Origin of the sequence: Vibrio tarriae (assembly GCF_002216685.1) — a bacterium.
Lineage (GTDB): Bacteria > Pseudomonadota > Gammaproteobacteria > Enterobacterales > Vibrionaceae > Vibrio > Vibrio tarriae.
This window is the reverse complement of record NZ_CP022353.1, coordinates 1853600-1874144: the sequence shown is the minus strand read 5'-3', so window position 1 is coordinate 1874144 and position 20545 is coordinate 1853600. Positions and strand designations below refer to the sequence as shown.

Genomic DNA, 20545 nt, shown 5'->3' with positions numbered 1-20545 from the left:
GGATCTATCATGAACAAACGTCAATTTTATTTGGCTCCATGCTTGGCATTGCTATTTTCAACTGCTTCTTTTGCTGAAGTAGATTGTGAATCACAGCCAGTGATTGAAGCAGATCTTTCATTAAATCAAAACCAGTTGGCAAGTAACGGTGGATACATTTCTAGTCAGCTAGGGATCCGTAATGAAAGCTGTGAAACAGTGAAGTTCAAATACTGGCTATCGATTAAAGGTCCAGAAGGTATCTACTTCCCAGCTAAAGCGGTAGTTGGGGTTGATACAGCGCAGCAAGAGTCTGATGCGCTTACTGATGGTCGTATGTTGAATATTACACGTGGCTTCTGGGTTCCTGAGTATATGGCAGATGGCAAATATACAGTTTCTCTCCAAGTCGTCGCAGAAAATGGTGAAGTTTTTAAAGCTAATCAAGAATTTGTGAAAGGTGTAGATTTAAATAGCCTACCTGAGCTCAATGGTTTGACTATTGATATCCAAAACCAATTTGGCATCAATAGTGTTGAAAGCACGGGGGGCTTTGTCCCATTTACAGTTGATCTAAATAATGGCCGTGATTCTGATGCCAGCGTAGAGTTTTGGATAACGGCAGTAGGTCCAAATGGGCTGATTATTCCAGTCAACGCGAGAGAAAAATGGACTATTGCCTCAGGTAATACTTATTCAAAAGTGCGTGGGATTGCGATAGATAAAAGCTATCCAGCGGGTGAATATACAATTAATGCACAGGTTGTAGATATTGCTTCCGGCGAACGAGTTGAGCAGTTAATGACTGTGGTAAAAAATTAGTTTTACTGACTCTAACCTTATGCATAAAAACCGCCTATGGCGGTTTTTATTTTATCTTTAGACTTAGTAACTAATGTTACTCATGGGTTATTAGTGCTGAGTAATATCCTACCTACATCATGCAGCGTTATCGCTATATTCGTTCCTATCACATAGTGTATTGATACTGATAGGGATTTACCTGGATTGTACATGTTAATCTTTAATAAAGTGCTGTATGTGATAATTTTCATCATAAAGATTTACATTATTTTCTATGTTAATAAGTTTGCTTTTATTGTCGATTGAGATAAATTTACTATATGGTGTTAATTGATACGTATTTCCTGTTATATTAATATATTCAAAGGAAACGAAATTATCTTGACTATTGGTTCTAATAATAGCTTGATACTGATTTTCTATGTCAGGTCCAAAGTAAACATTTTTAAAATTGTTGTCACTGATTTGAATGTTTTTAATGGGTTGATTGATTGAGTTGTTTTCATTGAAGCTTTGTAAACGTATGCCTTGCTTAGTGAGGTTAAAAATATTCCCAATTATAGAAATGTTTCCCCACTGAACATTTTGTTCCGTTCTTGAATTCGGGTAAATATTGATAGCGAATCCATTTATATTTGAAAAAGTGTTTCCTGAGTAATAAACGTCAGAATAATAACTAACTTCATTTGACGTGCCATTAATGTTTTCAAAATGGTTATTAATGACTTTTGCACCTCTAGTATCTGCTCGTGCAGATAATTTTAATTTACAAGCATTAAATTGATTGTTATCAATAATAATATCTTGTGTGCCTGGCATTTCTGTTCCTGCTGTTGCTTGCGTTGTGGTGACTTGAGCGCACTGCTCGAAGCGATTATGACTCACTTTGATTGCCATAGACCCTGGAGGTATCGAGTAGTCCTGACTTGCAGTGGTCATGCGCAATGCGGCGTCACCAAAGCGAGTAAATTGATTTTGAACTACTAAGGTACCTTTAGTGCTGCCAAGGTAAACACCTTGTTCTCCCCATATAGGTTTTAGATCGCCATCATTAAGACCCTCGAAACGGAGACCTTGCAGCTTGAGATTTTGTGTATACGTGATGTGGAGTAAATATTCACCATTAAATGAACTGCATTTCTTTAATTTGCTGTTGATAGAGCCAATGATTTCAATGTTATTTTTTTCTTTTAAATAAAGTGTCTTGCAAATATGATATTCCCCAGTTGGAACAATCAGAACATCCCCATTATTTATTTGATTCAGCGCGTTTTGAAATGCTAATGAATCATCCTGTCCATCATTCACGATGGCACCATATTCTATTACATTATGAGAAATGCTCTCAGCAAAAATGGCAGGGCTAATTAGAACAAGTGAAATAAATATGTAACGCAAGGTGCCACCCTCTCTATTGTGTTTTGTTGAGTATAACAGCACCCATAAAGTGGTTCGTAAAAAACAGAGAAATATTCACTGTAGTCTGTTTATTTCTCAACATTGAGATGTCTCATTACTGAGGCGTAAAAATAAGTGCGTTGTGTTGAAATAGCCCTTTCAGGTATTGATAATTTCGTCAGGTTGTTATTGGCAATCCGCAATACCAGTTCCTAGGTTTTAAAATAATAATTACAACAAATCAACCGGATGCATATTGCTTCTGGCTTTAAAAATTAACACACAAAGTAAAGGGAGTCTTACAGATGACGTCTCAATATATTGCACTTGCTGTCGGTCTTTTGTCGTTAAGCAGCACCGTGGTACAAGCTACAACACAAGGTGACAGTTCGGCACTCAACATGGAGCTTAAGTGGTCTTGGCAAGGCAGTGCTTTCCAACCTAATTCTAACCAAGTGATGGTGACGCCTGTTGTCGCGCAACTGAATGATGACAATGGCGATGGTAAGATTGATGAAAAAGATGTCGCAGACTTGATCGTAGTGACATTTGAAGGAAACAAATACGCTAATGGCGGCTTAGTGCGTGCTTTAAGTGGCGTGGAGGGTTCTGAGCTGTGGAGTTATGCGCATGGTGGTGTGATTGCGGATGCGCGTTATTCTCCAGCCGTAGGCGATCTGGATGGTGATGGAGTTGTTGAGATTGTGACAACCAACAATCGCGATCAATTTATCACGATTTTGGATAACCAAGGCAATATCAAAAAACAGATCCCAACAACTGAAAGTGGTTGGCGTATTGTTGGTGACATCACGTTGGCTGATTTAGACCATGATGGCAGCGTAGAAATTCTGGCTGCTGATGGTGTGTATAACTACCACACCGGACTCGTTTTTAACCATGCTTGGGCACCTTCATCCATCAACGTAGATGTCGATGGCGATCAGCAACAAGAAGTGTTTTCGGGTGGTACTCTCTTTCAAAATAATGGTGCGATCAATTGGCAGTATCAAGCGAACGATGCAGTTTGGTTCTCTTCGTTAGTCAACCTAGATAATGATGCTGAGCCAGAGATTGTGGCCTCTGTTCCTGCGACTTTTGCGACAGGAGATAACGCTCGTTTTGCTGTACTAGAACACGATGGCACCATTAAATGGGAAATCAACAATACTGCGAATCCAGGCGGTGGCGTGCAGGCGGTATCTAACTTTTTAGGCAAAGCTCAAGCAGTTGAAACGAGTGAGTTCTCAAAAGTCTATGGTTATCAACCTAATAACAAACCGACTTCAATTGATTTGGCCGTAGATGGAAAAATCTATGTGCGTTCTGGTTATGCGATCGATGCTATCGGCTCTTCAACCTCGAACTTGGTTGGTGGTGCTGGCGGTTACCTGAATTCTCCAGTCAATGTGAAAGATATTAAAGCGATTGACCTGACTTGGGGTAAATACTATTGGGGTGGTTATCATTTATTGGCACTCAATTTTAGAATGAATAACGGTAGCGTGATTTCTATGGGCTCTAAAAACTATGCCTACTCCAAGTATACCGAACGATTCACTGTCCCTGCAGGTAGCCGTATTAAAGGCATCAAAGCTTGGACTGCGGGTTGGTTGTTGGACGGTGTTCAGTTTGAGTTAGCCGCGCAGAATGGTACCAATGATTTAGATGTAAAAGGGATTGTTTACGCCGGTTATGCCGCCGTTGATATGTATAACAGCAAAGGTGAGCGTGTTTGGTCTGTTGCGAACGACGATACTGGCAGCGGCAAAATCGGTGTATCTGCCTATGACTTTGATAACGATGGCATCGATGAAGTGCTCGTGCAAGATCATGCTCGTGTGCGTGTGTTAGATGGCAAAACGGGTAAAGAACGTGCGTCGCTGGCGCATTCCACAGCGACGCTTTGGGAATACCCAGTAGTAGTCGATCTGGAAGGTGACAACAACGCAGAGTTGATCGTGGCAGCCAATGATTTCGATCGCCAATATTCGATTAATCACGGTGTGTATGTCTACAAATCTGCGGACAGTACTAAACCTTGGAAGAATGCAACTCGAATTTGGAACCAGCATGCTTTCCACCTGACCAACATCAATCAGGATGGTACTTTACCTACTTTTGTTGAGCCAAGTTGGTTGAGCCATAATACGTATCGCTCAAGCACATTGCGTGCAGCGGTGGGTGGTGAGTCTCCAATTTTCGGTTACTCAAATACTCAGCAATTTCAACGTGTCGTGACGTTGGACAACCAGATGTATCTGCGTTCTGGTTTTGCGATCGATGCGATCGGCACCACAGCCAGCAATTTGGTTGGCGGCCCAGTACAAGGCACCAATGGTGGTTCTTTTAGAGCGCCGATTGCTCTTGATCAATTGCAATCAGTGGAAGTCACGTCAGGGCTTTATAACTGGGGTGGTTATCACATAGTGGCCATTAAATTCACGATGAAGGATGGCTCTAGCGTGTTACTGGGTTCAACCTACTACGCGACCAATAAAAAAGTAGAAACATACACTGTGCCACAAGGGAAACGCATCAAGCAGATTAATGTATGGACAGGTGGTTGGCTAGTTGAAGGCTTCCAGTTTGTTTACTAGCTTCGAGTTTGCTTAGTAACTTACTACTTACTAATGGTTTACTGATTAGTTAATAAAATACCCCGATGCTTCGGGGTATTTTATTACTTGTCATCTCAAAAAGTCAGCGCTTTTCGCAGTGGTAATGTAGCGAATTAGGTGATTAGAGGAAATCAGTTTTTAGAGGAACGATATTTGGGGGTAGGAAGCGTAATGCTCCAATTGGCGATTAACAGACAAACTAGAAAGTAGAGTGCAGTGGCTGGGGCTTGTAGTGGAAAATCCACACTCATGTGCATCAGCATCCCGATGATGGCCATTAAACTGCCAAGGCCAATACCACGCATTGTCTTATTGGTACGATAGCGAAAGGCTGACAAAGCCCGCCATCCACAGAACAAGACCATGATGCCAAGGAGACCTGTGGCAATCAGCCCAGACTCCAAGGTGAACTGCACATAATCATTGTGTGCATGGTCATAAAAAAGCGCCACTTTACTCTGATTGTAGGAGGGGTACGTTGAGTAGAAAGTACCATTACCAAAACCAGTGAATGGTCGATCTTGAATAGCGCTCAACGAGTCACGTACTACATCATCCCGTGATTCATTTTGCAAACTGGTTTCCGCCAAACGCTGGCGAACTTTATCTAAGCCAAACCAGTTGCTGACAACGAAAGCGTCCACAATAAATAGGCTGACGATCAACAGATAGAGGCCTTTCGGCTTATGCTTATAGAAGAGAAGGATCAGTAAACTTCCGATACTGAGTGCGACAAAAAATGCAATATTACCCATTCTTGAGCGGGTGAGAACCAGTGCGATCACCATAATCACCAAGCCCAAACGGATAAATGCTTTGTCGGAGAGGAGTATTGACAATAATTTTTTTAGGCTGTTTCTCCAACCTTGCGCAGTTTGATGGTTAAGCTCAGCAATCAACAATCCAAAACCAAGGCAGAGATTCAGCATCAGGAAATTGGCTAAGTGGTTGTGATAAACAAAACTTCCGGAGGCCCGCTGATTTAAAGGCAAGGAAAAGATCGGTGAGGTTTGCAATTCGAGAAGCAGTATTACACCAGCATAGAAGGCTTGGCAGATACCGCTTGCGATCATAGTGGTAGCCAGTACTTTGAGTTTATGAGGCGTATCAACTAATAACGCGGCAACTAGGCAGATTTGCAAGTAATGTAAGGATTTTACGGCAGAGATAGACACCAAGGTTTGATCGGATGAAAGGCCCAAACTTGGCCAACTTTGTACCCAAGACCATAGAGTAAAAAGTGCCAGAGGGATAAGAATGACTTTAGCTCGTTGTATGGCTAACCACCATTGTGAGGCGGGAATAAGAAATAAACAGCCTAACAATAATAAGGCTACGTAAATTTCATTCAGCGACCATGCCCAAGGTCGATTACTGCCAAGAGGGATTGGTAACCAGAAGACAAACAGTAAAAATGCGAAAAACAGAGTTTTGTGAAACGAAAGCATAAAATCGGCGGCTCAAAGTAGCAGTTTACCCACTTAAAGATTAGATCGGCTTAAGTGGGTAATGAGGAACATTCTCCAACTTGTATCAGCCACAACGTTACCCGTTCACAACTTGAAACTTGGGTTTGGTTATGTTCGTTCACCAAACCCAAGTTTCTATGTGCATGGAGAAGTGTTTTTAGACGGCATGGCTGCAATATCAAGTTGATGATGTTGGATTAATTCGGTGATGCAGTTCCGCCACCATTACCGTTACCTGTGCCGAAGGTATTGGTTACGCCCGGAGCCAATGCAATTGGTGGCGGCGTAGCAATACCTGCCGCGGTTGGTTCAGTGATCGAGCCTGGATCTGCACCTCCTGCGATAGCGGCGATAATAATCTCGGTTGGATCCATCAACCCAGCTTCGGCAACGGCATCAACAATCGCTTGAGCAAGCTCTTGTGGCGCACTTTCAATCGCGGCTTGTACCACATCGGCACGCTGTTCTTGTTCGACACTTCGCACCGCATCAACGGCGAGTTGCACTCGCTGGTCATCAGCAACATCAGTAAAGAGAACGAGATAAATTTCACGTGTCAGTGATGGATTCAGGCTGCTCGCAAGGGTGGCGATTTGTACGGCATTATCAGGACATGCTGCCATGAGTGCTTTCACCGTCACCAGTAGATCTGTGGTTTGATTTAAGGCATCGTTCAACTGGTTATCCTGTGTACACAGAGCAGGGTCAAATGAAGTGATAGTGTTAATTTCAGATTCTGCGAATGCATTCATGCTCGGAAAAAATGCAATGAATAGCACCAACGATAATGGGATAGATTTCATATTGTTTTATTTTTCCTTTAAGAACCAATGATTCATACTCTTTCTTTACGACATTTTAAAACACGACTGACCAAAGTTGTTTGTTTAATAATTTGTTTTTGGTTTTTTCTCAAAATTAAATCAAACCAAATCCCAAGCATAATACTGCTCATGTTGTTTTTGTAATTCAATCTTTTGTTTTTTAATTGCACGAATTAGTAGGTTTATAGTTTATTTTATACATAAACTTAAGTTTATGTATTGATTTTATTAAATGTGCCAATCAAAAACCTTATTTGTTTAAGTTGTTGTTTTTATTTTGTTTTAATGAATTTTTCAATGTAATCTTATATGCATTAAAGCTCTTTTTAATAAGTTTTATTTGAATTTTTTATTTATTGCTAGTCTTAGAATTGACGCAGATTTTTCTATTGATAAAGATGTAGTCTTTAAAAAATAATTAATACATTCCAATTATTCTTTGGGAAATCTCACATCGGTTAGGAGCGTCTAGTGATGAAGGAAAAAAGTAGAATACGCATTACTAACTATCACGGTAAATTCTTCTACCGATTAATTGATAGCATTTTTATATTAGTAATTATGTATGTATCGATTAAGTTTAATCAGCATGTTGTCACCATGTCTTATATTTCGGTTGCGCTGCTCGGAGTGCTTTTTTACTCCTACATTGCTGAAAGTTTAGATATTTACAGTGGCTGGCGGACAGCAAAGCTGCGTTCACTTTCTTTGCATACGGCATTCTGTTGGACGGCGACCATCGCTAGCTTGACCCTATTGGGTTACTTCTCCAAAACAGGGATTGAGTTTTCTCGCATGGTAATGGGGGCTTGGTTTGTTGGTGTCTTTTTGGGTTTGATTGGCTGGCGTGTCTTAGCGTTTGCAACCATTCACTACATGCACCAAAAGGGGCTGCACACCAAGAAAGCGGTCATTATTGGCATGACCACCCAAGGGCAAGAGTTATCTGCCAATCTGCTTAAAAACCCTGAGTTAGGGATTGTGATGCAAGGTTTTTATGATGATCGTGCGCCTGAACGCCTTAAAGATGGTGTGCCTGTGTTGGGGAATGTCAATGATGCATTAAGTCTTGCGAAAACTGGGCAGGTGCAAAATGTTTACATTGCCTTGCCCATGCAAGCACAGCGCCGTATCAACCAAATTTTTGGATGCGTTTTCGGACAGTACGGTCAATACCTACATAGTGCCTGACTTTTTTACTTTTAATTTACTGCACTCACGCTGGTACACGATTGGTGATGTCAACGCGTTTAGCATTTTTGATACGCCATTTAATGGCCTACTTAACTGGGTTAAACGCTTTGAAGATCTGGTGCTGAGCAGTTTGATTTTGCTTCTGATCAGCCCCGTATTATTAGCCATCGCTATTGGCGTTAAGCTGAGCTCGCCTGGACCCATCATTTTTAAACAAAACCGCTATGGTTTAGATGGCAAACCGATCCAAGTTTGGAAATTCCGCAGCATGCGAGTGATGGATAATGGCAGTCATGTGCAGCAAGCCACCAAAGGAGATCCACGAGTTACGCGGTTTGGTGCGTTCATTCGTCGTACATCGCTGGATGAATTACCGCAATTTTTCAACGTGTTGCAAGGAACCATGTCGATTGTTGGGCCAAGGCCTCATGCTGTTGCACACAATGAGCAATATCGCACCATAGTGAACCGTTACATGCTACGCCACAAAGTGAAGCCCGGTATTACTGGATGGGCACAGATCAATGGTTGGCGTGGTGAAACTGATACGCTCGACAAGATGGAGAAGCGAGTACAGTTTGATCTGGACTACATCCATCGTTGGTCGTTGTGGTTTGACCTGAAAATCGTCTTTCTGACCATTTTTAAAGGATTTGTTGGAAAGAATGCGTATTAAGGCAGAGCACTTGCGCAGCGAGTGCTAGTGCTACTCTTGAATGAATATCGATTTAAATAAGTGCAGACAAATGGAACCGATTAAACTGACTTCTCTTTTTTCAGCCAGCTTGGTCACGCTGGTTGCGATTTATGCGCCATTGGGGGCTGCGAAGCCAACGCCGAATCCTATCGTGACAGAATCTGGGATGGCGATCGTGCCGTTTCTTAACCTTTCGACGGGCTACAACGATAACTTGGCCAAATCAAACCAACAGCAAGATAGTTCGGCCTTCTCGGTTATTGAATCGGGTGTCGGTTTTATGGTCGAACCGCAAGGCAGCAAAACCCAGTTGGGTTACCGCTTTCGTAACGGAACCTATTTTAGTTCTCAACAAGATAATTTTACCGATCATTATCTTGATCTGACTAGTGATTGGGAATTGAACTCCCGCCACCGCATCGGGTTTGAGTATAACTTAGCCTTAGCTCATGAAGGCCGTGGCGAGAACGATACGACACTCGGGCTTGATTACAACCAATATGAGAGCCACAGTGCCAATCTTGGGTATGGTTTTGGTTCAACAGAAGCGATTGGCCGGATTGAAACCAATATCGGTTGGCAAGATTTTACTTATCAAAATAACCGCACCATTACTCAATATCAGGATTGGGATGAGCTGCGCTTTAACTCCACTTTTTATTATCAGGCACTACCGCGTACCTCATTTATCGCGCAAGTGATTGCTAACTCTCGTCAATATGACGTGATCGCACCGGGAGCCAGAAGCAAAGATAATATCCACTACTTTGGCTATTTAGGTGCTTCTTGGGATGCCACAGGTAAGTTGCGAGGCAATGCTAAGATCGGCTACCAGCAAAAAGATTTCGATGCAGCCAATCGTAAAGACTTTGACTCTTTCTCATGGGATGTCGATGTCACTTATCTGATCCGTACTTACTCAGCGCTCCAATTGGTGACCAATCGACGTTCGACCGACTCTGATGGCGATGGTGATGCGATTGACGCAGCGACCTATCAAGTCAACTGGTCACACAATTGGAATACCCAATGGACTACCGAAGCGACATTAACGCGTTTAGAAGAAGACTACACGGCATCGAATCGTGATGATGAAACTACCAATGCGAGTTTACGTGCCAGCTATGATTTTCGCCGTTGGCTCACCTTTGAGTTGGGTGTAGGACGCGAGCGGAAAGATTCCAATATCGACTCGCTAAGCTATAGTCAAAATGTGTATTACCTGTCTGTACAGGGCGTGATGTAACCCATGATGAAGTACCTACTCTCTTTTTTGCTATGCCTAGTGGTGTGGCCATCATTGGCTGTAGCCAATGATGATTTTTATCGTCTCGGTGTTGGCGATCAGATTCGTATTCAAGTCTATGATGAGCCCGAGCTTTCAGTGGAGACCCGCGTCAGCGATAACGGTACGATTGATTATCCATTCCTTGGCAAAATTCGCTTAAAGGGTAAAACCTTAGAAGAGGTGAAAGTCGCCATCCATGATGGTTTGCTGGATGGTTATCTGCTTAACCCCAATGTCTCTGTTTCGATCCTTGAATACCGTCCATTCTTTGTGAATGGTCAGGTGATGAAGCCCGGAAGTTATCCTTATCATCCCGGTTTAACGGTGAATAAAGCCATCACCATCGCAGGTGGGTTTACTGAGCGTGCCTCAAAAACCAATCTGTTTATCTCCAGTAGCGACGATCCGGAAGCCAAACCGACCAAAGCCACACTACTGAGTAAACTTCAACCCGGTGACATACTGACAGTCGCCGAAAGCTTCTTTTAATTTTAGGGTGTAACGGTACACAAGATGACAGGTAAACAATTCACTCAAGAAGAAGTGATCGATATTCGTCAGTATTTTAATGTGCTACTTAACTATAAGTGGCGCATCTTACTTTTCTCCGTGATGGTGACGGCGATCACCTTACTGTTCGTGCTCTCAATGCGCTCAGAATACACAGCGCGTGCGACTATTTTGATTGAATCGACGCAAGCGAAAGCGGTATCTATTGAAGAAGTGTATGGACTCGATACCAAAAGTCAGGAGTATTACCTGACCCAAATTGAGATCCTCAAATCCGACACGATCGCTCAAGAAGTCATTGAACGACTTGATTTAGCCTCCGATCCAGAATTCGACTTAAGCCCAGAGAGCGACGCTTCTCCAAGCTTAAAAGAACGCTTGGTAGAGTGGATGCCATTCCTACAGGGATTTAAGCAGGAAGAGACCGTCGCCGATCCTGATTTGGAAGCGTATCGCCAAAATCGACTGATCTTGTATAAGTTCAAACGCGGGATGGAGATTAGCCCGATCCGCAAAACCCAGTTGGTGAATATCTACTACACTGCAGGTGATCCTAAGTTGGCGGCGAAAATCGCTAATGAGATTGCACGGGTATACATGGACAGCCATTTGGAAGCTAAGTTAGAGGTGGAGCTAAAGGCAAATACTTGGCTAAACACCCGTATGGAAGAGCTGCGTACTCAATTACGAGAATCAGAAGCTAAGTTACAAGCATTTTTGCAAGCGGAAGGCTTGGTTGATGTGCAAGGTGTCGAAGGGCTCGCAACGCAAGAGTTGGAAGATCTGACCTCGCAGATGAACAAAGCACGCGATCGCCGTGTGGCGGCAGAAACGTTGTATCAAGTGGCGAACAGTTACAGTAAAAATGACAGTGACTTGACGGCTTTGTCGTCGATTCCTGAAATTTCCAATCACCCAACCATTCGTGATTTGAAAGTCGCAGAAGTGGATGCCGAGCGGAAAGTCTCGGAGTTTTCTAAGCGTTATGGCCCTAAACACCCGAAATTGAAATCGGCATCAGCGCAGTTAGAAGCGGTGCGTAAAAATCTGCGTGCAGAGCTAAGGCAGTTACTCAATGGGATCAACAACGAGGTGCAAGCGGCCAAGCAATCCGAGCGATCATTACAAACGGAATTTAATCAGCGTAAATCTGAGTTTCAGACGCTGACTGTAAAAAATGCCAAGTATTCTGAGCTTAAGCGCGAAGTGCAAACCAACCGTGAACTGTTTGACCTGTTTTTAGCGCGTCAAAAAGAGACCAGTGCTTCGGGGGATTTTAATACCACGATCGCTCGCTTTACTGATCAAGCCAGTGCACCGTTAGCGCCGAGTAAACCCAACAAAAAGTTGATTGTATTGCTCGCCTTTGTGGTGTCGTTTGGTTTTGCTTGTGTAGTGGCGTTTATCGCTGATGCGATGACTGATACCTTTGCCGACATCAAACAGGTCGAGAAACAGCTGGCACTGAGTTTATTGGGTGTTGTTCCTGTGGTGCGTAAACAGCGTGGCAAACTGGATGCGAAAGCCTATTTTGATGAGAAACTGCGTGAGCTAACCGAAGCGGTGCGCACGATACGGACCAGCTATTTGCTTGCGCATGTCAATCAAGATCAGCATGTCGTGATGCTCACATCTTGTCTGCCCGGGGAGGGGAAAACGACATCTAGCCTGAACTTGGCCTTGTCGTTGGCACAAATGGAAAAAACCTTGTTGATTGACTGTGATTTACGCAAACCGGCGATTGCGCACCGTTTTGGCATTTCTGGCTCACAACCGGGCGTCACCAATTTACTCAATGGCACGCAGAGCTTAGAAGATTGCGTCTACCATGATGAGCAATCCGGGCTCGATATTCTCACTGCGGGTGTTTATGCCTCCAACCCGTTAGAGCTGCTCTCTTCGAGCAAATTTAGTGAACTGTTGGCCGATTTACGTACTCGCTATCAACGCATTGTGATTGATACGCCACCCTGTCTCGCGGTGAGCGATAGCTTTATGCTGGCGCAATACGTGGACTCTGTGATTTTGGTGATTGATGCCAACCATACTCGAACGCCAGTCGTGCGGGAAGTGGTGGGTAAATTGACTCAGCAGGGCAGTCGTATTGATGGTGTGATACTCAATCGTCTTAATGCGAAAAAGGCTTCACGCTACAGCGGCTATTATCACTACCAAGCTTACTATGGCGAAGAGACGAAATCGGGCGCGGCAAAGTGAACGCTTTTTTTTCAGTTTGGATGGCGTGTCGGGGTGGCGAGTTCTGCGTTGTGGGTGATCTATTTCGCCTTCCAACAAGGGATCGCCTCCTTGTATGGTGTTACCGCTGAGAAGGCTCTGCTAGCTTGGAATCATTCTCCGGCGACGCTCTCGGCCGTGGATGATGCGCACAAGGCTATCAAGAGTGCGATTGAGTATAGCCCTGAACATCCGCAGTATTATTTTTTACAGGGACGGATTTTTCAGTGGCAAGCGTATCTTGCTCAGGAGCAAGATACGCAGCAAGCGTTGCATGCGGCTAAAACCGCGTTTCTGGACAGTGCCGAGCGGCGCCCAACTTGGCCTGACACTTGGGCTGAATTGTTAAAGATTGAAGCTCAGTTATCTGCTCATGATGCAACGCAGCCTCATTCGAGCAAGGACTCTCTCGATAAATTTATGCGCAATGCTGACCGGTATGGGCCGTATACACCAGCCGTGAATATTGCCATCTCGCAGGTGGGGTTAGCACACTGGAAACAGTGGGATAGTGAACAAAAGTGGTTGGTGATTGAACATCTGGCGCGCGGACTAGACGGCAAAAACAGTCGACACCTTTTGGCGGATTACCTAAAATCGGCGCATCAGTTCAAACTGGCTTGCACTTTAGCCTCACGCCGTGAGCCCAAATTAGAGATTTCCATTTGCAACAGCGTCTTAAAATAGGCCGTCAAATCTATCAACAGCGTCCAGTTTCTTTGGTGTTGTTTGGCTTGTTAGCCTTGTCGACGGCTTTGGCTTCTTGGTTGAAATCTTCCGGCTGGCATGCCGATTATGTTTACCAATTAGAAAGGGCAGTGGGGGGAGATACCCATTTGCATGGCCTATTAGCCATGTTGCTGACGTTGGCGCTGTATCGAGTGCTTTCTGCCACGAGCCACAGCTATAAGATGATCATCGTCACTGGCCTGTTGGTGGCGATTTGCTGCTTGATTGATGAAGGTATTCAAGCCTTCACACCACTTCGCACTTTTTCTATTCAAGACATCTTAGCCAGTTTCATTGGGGTGACACTGGCCAGCGTGATCAACACTATGCTCGCGGGTTTACTCCAACGTAAGCAAAGAGAGCCTTATTAGACTTTCTTTTCACTATACCCTTCCTACTTGAAGCTGCAGCGGTGTTGGCTACGTTCGCTCACCCCAATCACAGTGTTTATCTATGCTCATGGGGATTCACTCTCTTGCCTCCTACCTGCAACTCCAAGTAGTTTTGGTATAACTAGCAGAACAGACTAATAGATGACGCGATAACGGCTCGGTTTGTGATTCATTACCAGCACGACATTGAGTAAAAACGCCCCCAAAATCGATAAACCTATGGTCAGTGGAGAAACAAAAAAGAACGAGGCGAGCAAGATTAAGCCATCTATCGCCATCTGACTTTTCCCGACTGAGATGCCAAATCTGTCTTGAATAAAGAGGCACAGCACATTAAAGCCGCCAAGGCTTGAGCGATGACGAAATAAAATCAGCATCCCTAAGCCCATCAATAGCCCTCCGGCTACCGCACAATAAACCACATTCACTTTTTCAAGAGTAATCAACATGGCCAGATGATCGGCAAAGATCGAGACTAAAGCGCCGGAAATCGCGCTATTAAACGCAAAACGAGCACCAAAGCGCTTCCAAGCCAACAGATAAAATGGGCAATTCGAGAGAAAATAAAGCACGCCAAAGGTCAGTGGCAAAAATTGGGTCATTAACAGCGCTAATCCTGTGGTTCCTCCGGTTAGCAGTTGCCCCGCTTGTAGAAAATAGACGCCCTGTGCGACAAGAAATGTCCCAGTTAGAATCGCGATCCAATCTTCTTTATGTGAATGTTTTTCCATAAATTCCGTTATCAGGAGAGAGAATGGCGCGGATGTTAATGAAAAGCGGATATTTTCGGTAGCTAGGGATGAAAAATTGAGGTAAACCTATGTCACATCCGCTTTACAGGGTGTAAAGCAAAAAATTGACAGTTTTGTTGTTTAGGTAGGTTTATCCCTACAGCAAGAACGCTGTCATAGTGGTTATGAAAAAACTGCATGATAAATTCATGAATTTGGGCTTTATGATAAAGATCAAATTATGTAGAATGCGCGCCATAATGTGATGACGAAAACGTTTGCGTTGAGTCATTGTGTGGTTTTTTTGCAATTTCAGTCAATCTGAGTCAGGAGATACAGATGCTTAAGCGTGATATGAACATCGCTGATTACGATCCGGAGCTATACGCTGCCATTCAGGAAGAGACGCTTCGTCAAGAAGAACATATTGAACTTATTGCTTCAGAAAACTACACCAGCCCGCGTGTAATGCAAGCACAAGGTTCTCAACTGACCAACAAGTACGCCGAAGGTTATCCAGGTAAGCGTTACTATGGTGGTTGTGAGTACGTGGACAAAGCAGAAGCTTTAGCGATTGATCGTGCTTGCCAACTGTTTGGCTGTGAATACGCGAACGTTCAGCCGCACTCAGGATCACAAGCGAACAGTGCGGTGTACATGGCGCTGCTCAACCCAGGTGACACAGTGCTAGGTATGAGCCTTGCTCACGGTGGTCATTTGACTCACGGTTCACCGGTTAACTTCTCGGGTAAACACTACAATGTGATCCCTTACGGCATCGATGAAGCGGGCCAAATTAACTACGACGAAATGGAATCCTTGGCACTGGAACATAAGCCTAAGATGATCATCGGTGGCTTCTCGGCTTACTCACAAATCGTAGATTGGAAACGCATGCGTGAAATCGCCGATAAAGTGGATGCTTACCTGTTTGTTGACATGGCACACGTTGCGGGCTTGATTGCGGCGGGTGTTTACCCAAGCCCAGTGCCTTTTGCACACGTTGTTACGACTACGACGCATAAAACGCTGGCTGGTCCACGCGGTGGCCTGATTTTGTCAAATGCCGGCGAGGAGATGTACAAAAAACTGAACTCAGCGGTATTCCCTGGCGGCCAAGGTGGTCCTTTAATGCACGTGATTGCAGCAAAAGCGGTGGCATTCAAAGAAGCGATGGAACCTGAGTTTAAAGCTTACCAAGCGCGTGTGGTGAAAAACGCCAAAGCCATGGTGGCTCAGTTCCAAGAACGTGGTTACAAGATCGTCTCTAACAGCACGGAAAACCATTTGTTCCTTGTTGATCTGATTGATAAAAACATCACAGGTAAAGAAGCAGATGCCGCTCTGGGCGCTGCCAATATCACGGTTAACAAGAACTCGGTACCAAATGACCCACGCAGCCCGTTTGTGACTTCAGGTATCCGTGTCGGTACACCTGCAATCACTCGCCGTGGTTTTACTGAGCAAGACGCAAAAGATCTCGCTAACTGGATGTGTGATGTTCTAGACAACATCAATGATCAAGGTGTGATTGAAGCGACGAAACAAAAAGTATTGGCGATCTGTCAACGTCTGCCTGTTTACGCTTAAGCGTTAAAACCCCAACCATGTGAAGTTGCAACGCCATGGTTGCAACTTTCTTTGGTTAGGTTGTCCTGATAAAAAAGCCTGCGAAGTTCGCAGGCTTTTTGTTGTCATCCCTAAACCACCGCTTTTAGCGGTGGTGATTGTTTGGTCAATGGCGTCAGTATTTACTTACTGACACTGATCATGGTGCCGGATTTACACTTGAACATGTAGTACTTGTTGCTTTCGGTAAACTTACCTAAGCCTTCCCCATCACAATAATCCACGTTGATATCGCGCATGATATCGAGAGTTTTCTCGGTTTTCAGGGCAAACTTTGCACCATCAGCGCACACAATACGTACTTGGCCATCATCGCTGACTGAGTAAATGTTCACTTCGGTATTACACAACTCAAAAGAGGCTTCACGATAGTTATCTTGCTGGGTATTCGAGGAACAACCAGCCAATAGCGCTGCAGCAGTGAGGGCAAATAAGCCGATATGATTCATTATTATTTCCTTGTGGTCAGGATTCACTCAAAAGCACCATCGGGCGAGCGAAAATTAATCGAAACTTTAGCCTAAGCCTATAGAAGCCAAGCGTAGGATTCAAGGTTAAATCGGGGAATCGGTTGAGATTATGGTGAAGGATCTCATCCCCGTGAAAAGCATCAAGCCTGCGAGGTGCAGGCTTGATGAGGAGGCTTATTTGACTTCTAAACCCTTGGCTTGTAAGTCAGCATGGTAAGAGGAACGTACAAAGGGTCCACAGGCTGCATGAGTAAAGCCGAGCTCTAGAGCAATCTCTTTCAGCTCATCAAACTCTGCGGGTGGCACGTAGCGTTCAACCGGCAGATGGTGGCGACTTGGTGCGAGATATTGGCCAAGAGTCAGCATGGTGACGCCATGAGCACGGAGATCTTTCAATACTTCGACGATCTCTTCTTTAGTTTCACCCAAGCCCATCATCAAACCGGATTTAGTCGGTACATGAGGATGCTGCTCTTTAAATTGACGCAGCAGTTCTAACGACCACTTATAGTTAGCGCCTGGGCGCACTTTACGATACAAGCGTGGTGCGGTTTCCAAATTGTGGTTGAACACATCGGGCGGATTGTCTTTTAAGGCCTCAAGAGCCACTTCCATACGACCACGGAAATCAGGCACTAAGGTTTCAATCTTGATGTGCGGATTCAAAGCGCGAATTTCACGGTTACAATCGGCGAAATGTTGTGCACCACCATCACGCAAGTCATCACGGTCCACCGAAGTAATTACCACGTACTTGAGCTTCATATCGTGAATGGTTTGTGCAAGCTTTTTCGGCTCTTCCGCTTCTGGTGCATTGGGGCGGCCATGGGCAACGTCACAGAATGGGCAGCGACGGGTACAGATAGCACCTAAAATCATAAAGGTCGCCGTACCATGGTTAAAACACTCAGCCAAGTTAGGGCAGGAGGCTTCTTCACAGACTGAGTGAAGATTGTTTTTACGCATGGCGGCCTTGATGTCTTGAATGCGCTGGCTATCCGCAGGTAGCTTTATCTTCATCCATTCTGGTTTGCGCAGAACTTCTTTCTGCTCTGTCGGCATGTTCTTGATGGGAATCAAAGCCATTTTGTCGGCGTCACGATATTTAACGCCGCGTTCCATCTGAATTGGTTTACTCATGATTGTATGCTTCTGTGCTGAATTCGACTTGCTCGTAGTCCAGTAGAGTAACGAGTTCTTGGATTAATACTTTTTCAACCTGTTCCATGCTGACCGGATGCAGGTCACTCACTTGAATCATCTCCATTCCAGCATACCCACAAGGGTTAATACGTAAAAATGGAGCAAGATCCATCTGAATATTGAGTGCGAGTCCGTGGAAAGAGCATCCCTTACGGATACGCAAACCTAAAGAGCAGATTTTTCTATTTTGTACGTAAACTCCGGGGGCATCGGGTCGTGCGGCTGACTCAATTTGATAATGTTTTAAGGTGTGAATAACCAAATTTTCAATGTGTGTCACTAATTCACGGACGCCGAGCTTTTTACGGCGTAGGTCAATCAGAAAATAGGCGACTAATTGCCCCGGTCCGTGGTAGGTGACTTGCCCACCCCTATCACTTTGTACAACAGGAATATCTCCAGTATTGAGGAGGTGTTCAGCTTTGCCGGCTTGTCCTTGAGTAAACACGGGATTGTGTTCGACAAGCCACACTTCATCACGCGTTGTGGAGTCACGTTGATCAGTGAATTGATGCATTGCCTGCCAAACGGGAGTGTAGTCCTGTCTGCCAAGGCGTCTCACCAATAGCTGGTTTTCCATTATTGTCATCCGCCAGAGATATATAAAGTTTTTCGATTATAAACTGCTTACCTGTAATGAACTACACATCAGGGGGAACTTTTTGACCCTGATAACAAGGTGGTTTTGTTAATTTTTTGAAAAATAAAGAAAAAGCAGCCTAAGCTGCTTTCAAAAATATTTGAATAAATAAAATAATAGCGAGGTTTTACAGAACCATACGCACGATATCGATTTCACCGAGCTCTTTATAAAGGATCTCTACTTGTTCAATCGAGGTCGCGTGAATGGTCACCGACACCGAATGATAGTTACCCTTAGCGCTGGGTTTAACGCGCGGGCTGTAGTCACCAGGAGCATGACGTTGAATCACTTCCAACACACGTTCTGGCAGCTCAGGCTTAGCGTGTCCCATCACTTTGTAAGTAAAGGAGCATGGGAATTCGAGCAGATCTTTTAATTTCGCATCAGAGTTGATGTTCAGCATGGTGAAACTCCAGTTTGAGCATTGGAAAAACGGGACGAAATACTACAGCCATTCGGGCATGATCTCAAGCTCACAAAAAAGCCGCACGAAGCGGCTTTTGGGGAGATAAATCTCTTTAGACAGTATTGGCTTTACTGGCTGAACGGTTTAAAACCAGCTTTTGAACAGCAGAACCAAGTAATCCCATAGGCGGCTAAATAGGCTACCTTCTTGCACATCTTCCAGTGCGAGCAATGGGTATTGAGCAATATCGTTACCAGCTAATTGATAGTAAAGTGTGCCGACGACATCGCCTTTCTTCAGCGGTGCTTTCAATTGTTTTTCAAGTACAAAGCTGGCGGTGAGATCTTTGGCCTGTCCGCGTGGCAAAGTTACGTAAGTATCTTTATCAACACCGAGTGCAATCGTGTCTTTATCGCCCATCCAGATGGTTTCATTCACGAAAGTTTCACCCGCTTTGTGTGGTGCCACGGTTTCAAAGAAGCGGAAACCGTAGCTCAGTAGCTTCTTACTTTCCGCTTTACGCGCGTTTTCGTTGTCAGTACCCATCACCACAGCAACCAAGCGCATGTTGCCTTCTGTAGCAGAGCTCACGAGGTTATAGCCAGCACCACTCGTATGTCCGGTTTTAATGCCGTCCACATTCATGCTTTTATCCCAAAGCAAACCGTTACGGTTGTATTGAGTTATGCCGTTGTAGGTGAATTTTTGCTCGGAGTAGATCGCGTACTCTTCAGGCACATCACGGATCAGAGCTTGGCCAAGTAGAGCCAGATCGTATGGCGTAGAGTAAAGATTAGGATCGTCCAAACCGTGAGAGTTAGTGAAGTGCGAATTCTTCATCCCAAGTGAGCTTGCCCAAGCGTTCATCAGGTCAACAAACGCATCTTCCGTTCCTGCTACGTGCTCTGCCATCGCTACACACGCATCATTACCCGATTGGATGATGATACCGCGGTTGAGATCGCTGACCTTAACCGTGGTTCCGACTTCAACGAACATTTTCGAAGAATCAGGGAAGTTTTTCGCCCAAGCATTTTTGCTGATCACTACATCGTCATTTAGCGAGATGTTGCCACGCTTTACTTCTTGGCCGATCACGTAACTGGTCATCATCTTGGTTAGGCTGGCAGGAGAGAGTTTGGTATCCATCTCTTTTTCAGCCAACACTTTTCCTGAATGGTAATCCATCAGTACATAGCCTTTAGCGGCAATTTGTGGTGCGTCTGGTGTCACGATAGGAGAGGCGAAAGCAGTGCTGCTTAGCGTGATAGAAAGCGTAATAGAAGACGCTAACACAGATTTGAGGATTGATTTTTTCATGGT

17 protein-coding genes and 1 pseudogene are annotated in these 20545 nt (G+C 44.5%); 9 read left to right on the top strand and 9 right to left on the bottom strand.

What is annotated here, in order from left to right; all coding sequences use genetic code 11:
• Positions 1-9: 9 nt before the first annotated feature.
• Positions 10-801 carry an RbmA family biofilm matrix protein gene (locus CEQ48_RS14245; protein ID WP_181713349.1) on the top strand — a complete coding sequence of 264 codons (792 nt, stop codon included), beginning with the start codon at positions 10-12 and terminating at the stop codon, positions 799-801.
• Between the two features lie 195 nt (positions 802-996).
• On the opposite strand, the gene CEQ48_RS14240 is transcribed toward CEQ48_RS14245, so the two are convergent.
• Entirely contained in the window at positions 997-2181 is a 1185-nt protein-coding gene (locus CEQ48_RS14240; RefSeq protein ID WP_373419682.1) for a hypothetical protein, read from the bottom strand.
• A gap of 305 nt (positions 2182-2486) precedes the next feature.
• Between CEQ48_RS14240 and CEQ48_RS14235 the strand changes: the two genes are divergently transcribed.
• Positions 2487-4781: a beta-prism lectin domain-containing protein gene (locus CEQ48_RS14235; protein ID WP_089071690.1), complete on the top strand. Its 2295-nt coding sequence runs from the start codon at positions 2487-2489 to the stop codon at positions 4779-4781.
• A 152-nt stretch (positions 4782-4933) separates the two neighbouring features.
• Here the strand turns inward: CEQ48_RS14235 and CEQ48_RS14230 are convergent, their stop codons facing one another.
• Both CEQ48_RS14230 and CEQ48_RS14225 read right to left on the bottom strand, forming a co-directional pair.
• Positions 4934-6250, bottom strand: coding sequence for an O-antigen ligase family protein (locus CEQ48_RS14230; RefSeq protein WP_089071689.1), 1317 nt, complete (start codon positions 6248-6250; stop codon positions 4934-4936).
• A gap of 218 nt (positions 6251-6468) precedes the next feature.
• Positions 6469-7074: a hypothetical protein gene (locus tag CEQ48_RS14225; protein WP_089071688.1), complete on the bottom strand. Its 606-nt coding sequence runs from the start codon at positions 7072-7074 to the stop codon at positions 6469-6471.
• A 492-nt stretch (positions 7075-7566) separates the two neighbouring features.
• Here CEQ48_RS14225 and vpsL point away from each other — a divergent pair.
• The 6 genes and pseudogenes from vpsL (at position 7567) to vpsQ (ending at position 14119) form a co-directional block, all read left to right on the top strand.
• Positions 7567-8965 (top strand): annotated as a pseudogene (vpsL, locus tag CEQ48_RS14220) (exopolysaccharide biosynthesis glycosyltransferase VpsL).
• Between the two features lie 70 nt (positions 8966-9035).
• Positions 9036-10232, top strand: a complete 1197-nt coding sequence (gene vpsM / locus CEQ48_RS14215) for an exopolysaccharide biosynthesis beta-barrel protein VpsM (RefSeq protein ID WP_089071687.1) — start codon at positions 9036-9038, stop codon at positions 10230-10232.
• Between the two features lie 3 nt (positions 10233-10235).
• On the top strand, positions 10236-10763 hold the full coding sequence (gene vpsN, locus CEQ48_RS14210; RefSeq protein ID WP_089071686.1) for an exopolysaccharide export protein VpsN: 528 nt from the start codon (positions 10236-10238) through the stop codon (positions 10761-10763).
• A gap of 24 nt (positions 10764-10787) precedes the next feature.
• Positions 10788-13001, top strand: coding sequence for an exopolysaccharide regulatory tyrosine autokinase VpsO (gene vpsO / locus CEQ48_RS14205; protein WP_071178559.1), 2214 nt, complete (start codon positions 10788-10790; stop codon positions 12999-13001).
• A 33-nt stretch (positions 13002-13034) separates the two neighbouring features.
• On the top strand, positions 13035-13706 hold the full coding sequence (gene vpsP, locus CEQ48_RS14200; RefSeq protein ID WP_089071685.1) for an exopolysaccharide biosynthesis protein VpsP: 672 nt from the start codon (positions 13035-13037) through the stop codon (positions 13704-13706).
• Positions 13685-14119, top strand: a complete 435-nt coding sequence (gene vpsQ, locus CEQ48_RS14195; protein ID WP_089071684.1) for an exopolysaccharide biosynthesis protein VpsQ — start codon at positions 13685-13687, stop codon at positions 14117-14119. The genes vpsP and vpsQ overlap by 22 nt, the downstream gene beginning before the upstream one ends.
• A 155-nt stretch (positions 14120-14274) precedes the next feature.
• Here vpsQ and CEQ48_RS14190 read toward each other — a convergent pair whose 3' ends face one another.
• Positions 14275-14871 carry a YitT family protein gene (locus CEQ48_RS14190; RefSeq protein ID WP_089071683.1) on the bottom strand — a complete coding sequence of 199 codons (597 nt, stop codon included), beginning with the start codon at positions 14869-14871 and terminating at the stop codon, positions 14275-14277.
• A 339-nt stretch (positions 14872-15210) separates the two neighbouring features.
• Between CEQ48_RS14190 and glyA the strand changes: the two genes are divergently transcribed.
• Positions 15211-16461: a serine hydroxymethyltransferase gene (gene glyA / locus CEQ48_RS14185; protein WP_089071682.1), complete on the top strand. Its 1251-nt coding sequence runs from the start codon at positions 15211-15213 to the stop codon at positions 16459-16461.
• Between the two features lie 161 nt (positions 16462-16622).
• On the opposite strand, the gene CEQ48_RS14180 is transcribed toward glyA, so the two are convergent.
• The 5 genes from CEQ48_RS14180 to CEQ48_RS14160 form a co-directional block, all read right to left on the bottom strand.
• On the bottom strand, positions 16623-16949 hold the full coding sequence (locus CEQ48_RS14180; protein ID WP_001015526.1) for a hypothetical protein: 327 nt from the start codon (positions 16947-16949) through the stop codon (positions 16623-16625).
• Between the two features lie 195 nt (positions 16950-17144).
• Complete coding sequence (lipA, locus tag CEQ48_RS14175; RefSeq protein ID WP_000042590.1) at positions 17145-18110, bottom strand: lipoyl synthase; 966 nt, start codon at positions 18108-18110, stop codon at positions 17145-17147.
• Positions 18103-18753, bottom strand: a complete 651-nt coding sequence (lipB, locus tag CEQ48_RS14170; RefSeq protein ID WP_000431346.1) for a lipoyl(octanoyl) transferase LipB — start codon at positions 18751-18753, stop codon at positions 18103-18105. Before lipB ends, lipA begins: the two co-directional genes overlap by 8 nt.
• 187 nt (positions 18754-18940) lie before the next feature.
• Positions 18941-19219 carry a DUF493 family protein YbeD gene (gene ybeD / locus CEQ48_RS14165; protein ID WP_000932180.1) on the bottom strand — a complete coding sequence of 93 codons (279 nt, stop codon included), beginning with the start codon at positions 19217-19219 and terminating at the stop codon, positions 18941-18943.
• Positions 19220-19366: 147 nt separating this feature from the next.
• Positions 19367-20542, bottom strand: coding sequence for a serine hydrolase (locus CEQ48_RS14160; protein ID WP_000748292.1), 1176 nt, complete (start codon positions 20540-20542; stop codon positions 19367-19369).
• Positions 20543-20545: the final 3 nt, after the last annotated feature.

Excerpts from the sequence above, each read along its gene's own strand:
- CEQ48_RS14180 (WP_001015526.1), bottom strand. The coding sequence starts at position 16,949 with ATGAATCATATCGGCTTATTTGCCCTCACTGCTGCAGCGCTATTGGCT.
- vpsN (WP_089071686.1), top strand. The coding sequence starts at position 10,236 with ATGATGAAGTACCTACTCTCTTTTTTGCTATGCCTAGTGGTGTGGCCA.
- vpsO (WP_071178559.1), top strand. The coding sequence starts at position 10,788 with ATGACAGGTAAACAATTCACTCAAGAAGAAGTGATCGATATTCGTCAG.
- CEQ48_RS14160 (WP_000748292.1), bottom strand. The coding sequence starts at position 20,542 with ATGAAAAAATCAATCCTCAAATCTGTGTTAGCGTCTTCTATTACGCTT.
- CEQ48_RS14190 (WP_089071683.1), bottom strand. The coding sequence starts at position 14,871 with ATGGAAAAACATTCACATAAAGAAGATTGGATCGCGATTCTAACTGGG.
- CEQ48_RS14235 (WP_089071690.1), top strand. The coding sequence starts at position 2,487 with ATGACGTCTCAATATATTGCACTTGCTGTCGGTCTTTTGTCGTTAAGC.
- ybeD (WP_000932180.1), bottom strand. The coding sequence starts at position 19,219 with ATGCTGAACATCAACTCTGATGCGAAATTAAAAGATCTGCTCGAATTC.
- CEQ48_RS14225 (WP_089071688.1), bottom strand. The coding sequence starts at position 7,074 with ATGAAATCTATCCCATTATCGTTGGTGCTATTCATTGCATTTTTTCCG.
- lipA (WP_000042590.1), bottom strand. The coding sequence starts at position 18,110 with ATGAGTAAACCAATTCAGATGGAACGCGGCGTTAAATATCGTGACGCC.
- CEQ48_RS14245 (WP_181713349.1), top strand. The coding sequence starts at position 10 with ATGAACAAACGTCAATTTTATTTGGCTCCATGCTTGGCATTGCTATTT.
- CEQ48_RS14230 (WP_089071689.1), bottom strand. The coding sequence starts at position 6,250 with ATGCTTTCGTTTCACAAAACTCTGTTTTTCGCATTTTTACTGTTTGTC.
- glyA (WP_089071682.1), top strand. The coding sequence starts at position 15,211 with ATGCTTAAGCGTGATATGAACATCGCTGATTACGATCCGGAGCTATAC.
- vpsM (WP_089071687.1), top strand. The coding sequence starts at position 9,036 with ATGGAACCGATTAAACTGACTTCTCTTTTTTCAGCCAGCTTGGTCACG.
- lipB (WP_000431346.1), bottom strand. The coding sequence starts at position 18,753 with ATGGAAAACCAGCTATTGGTGAGACGCCTTGGCAGACAGGACTACACT.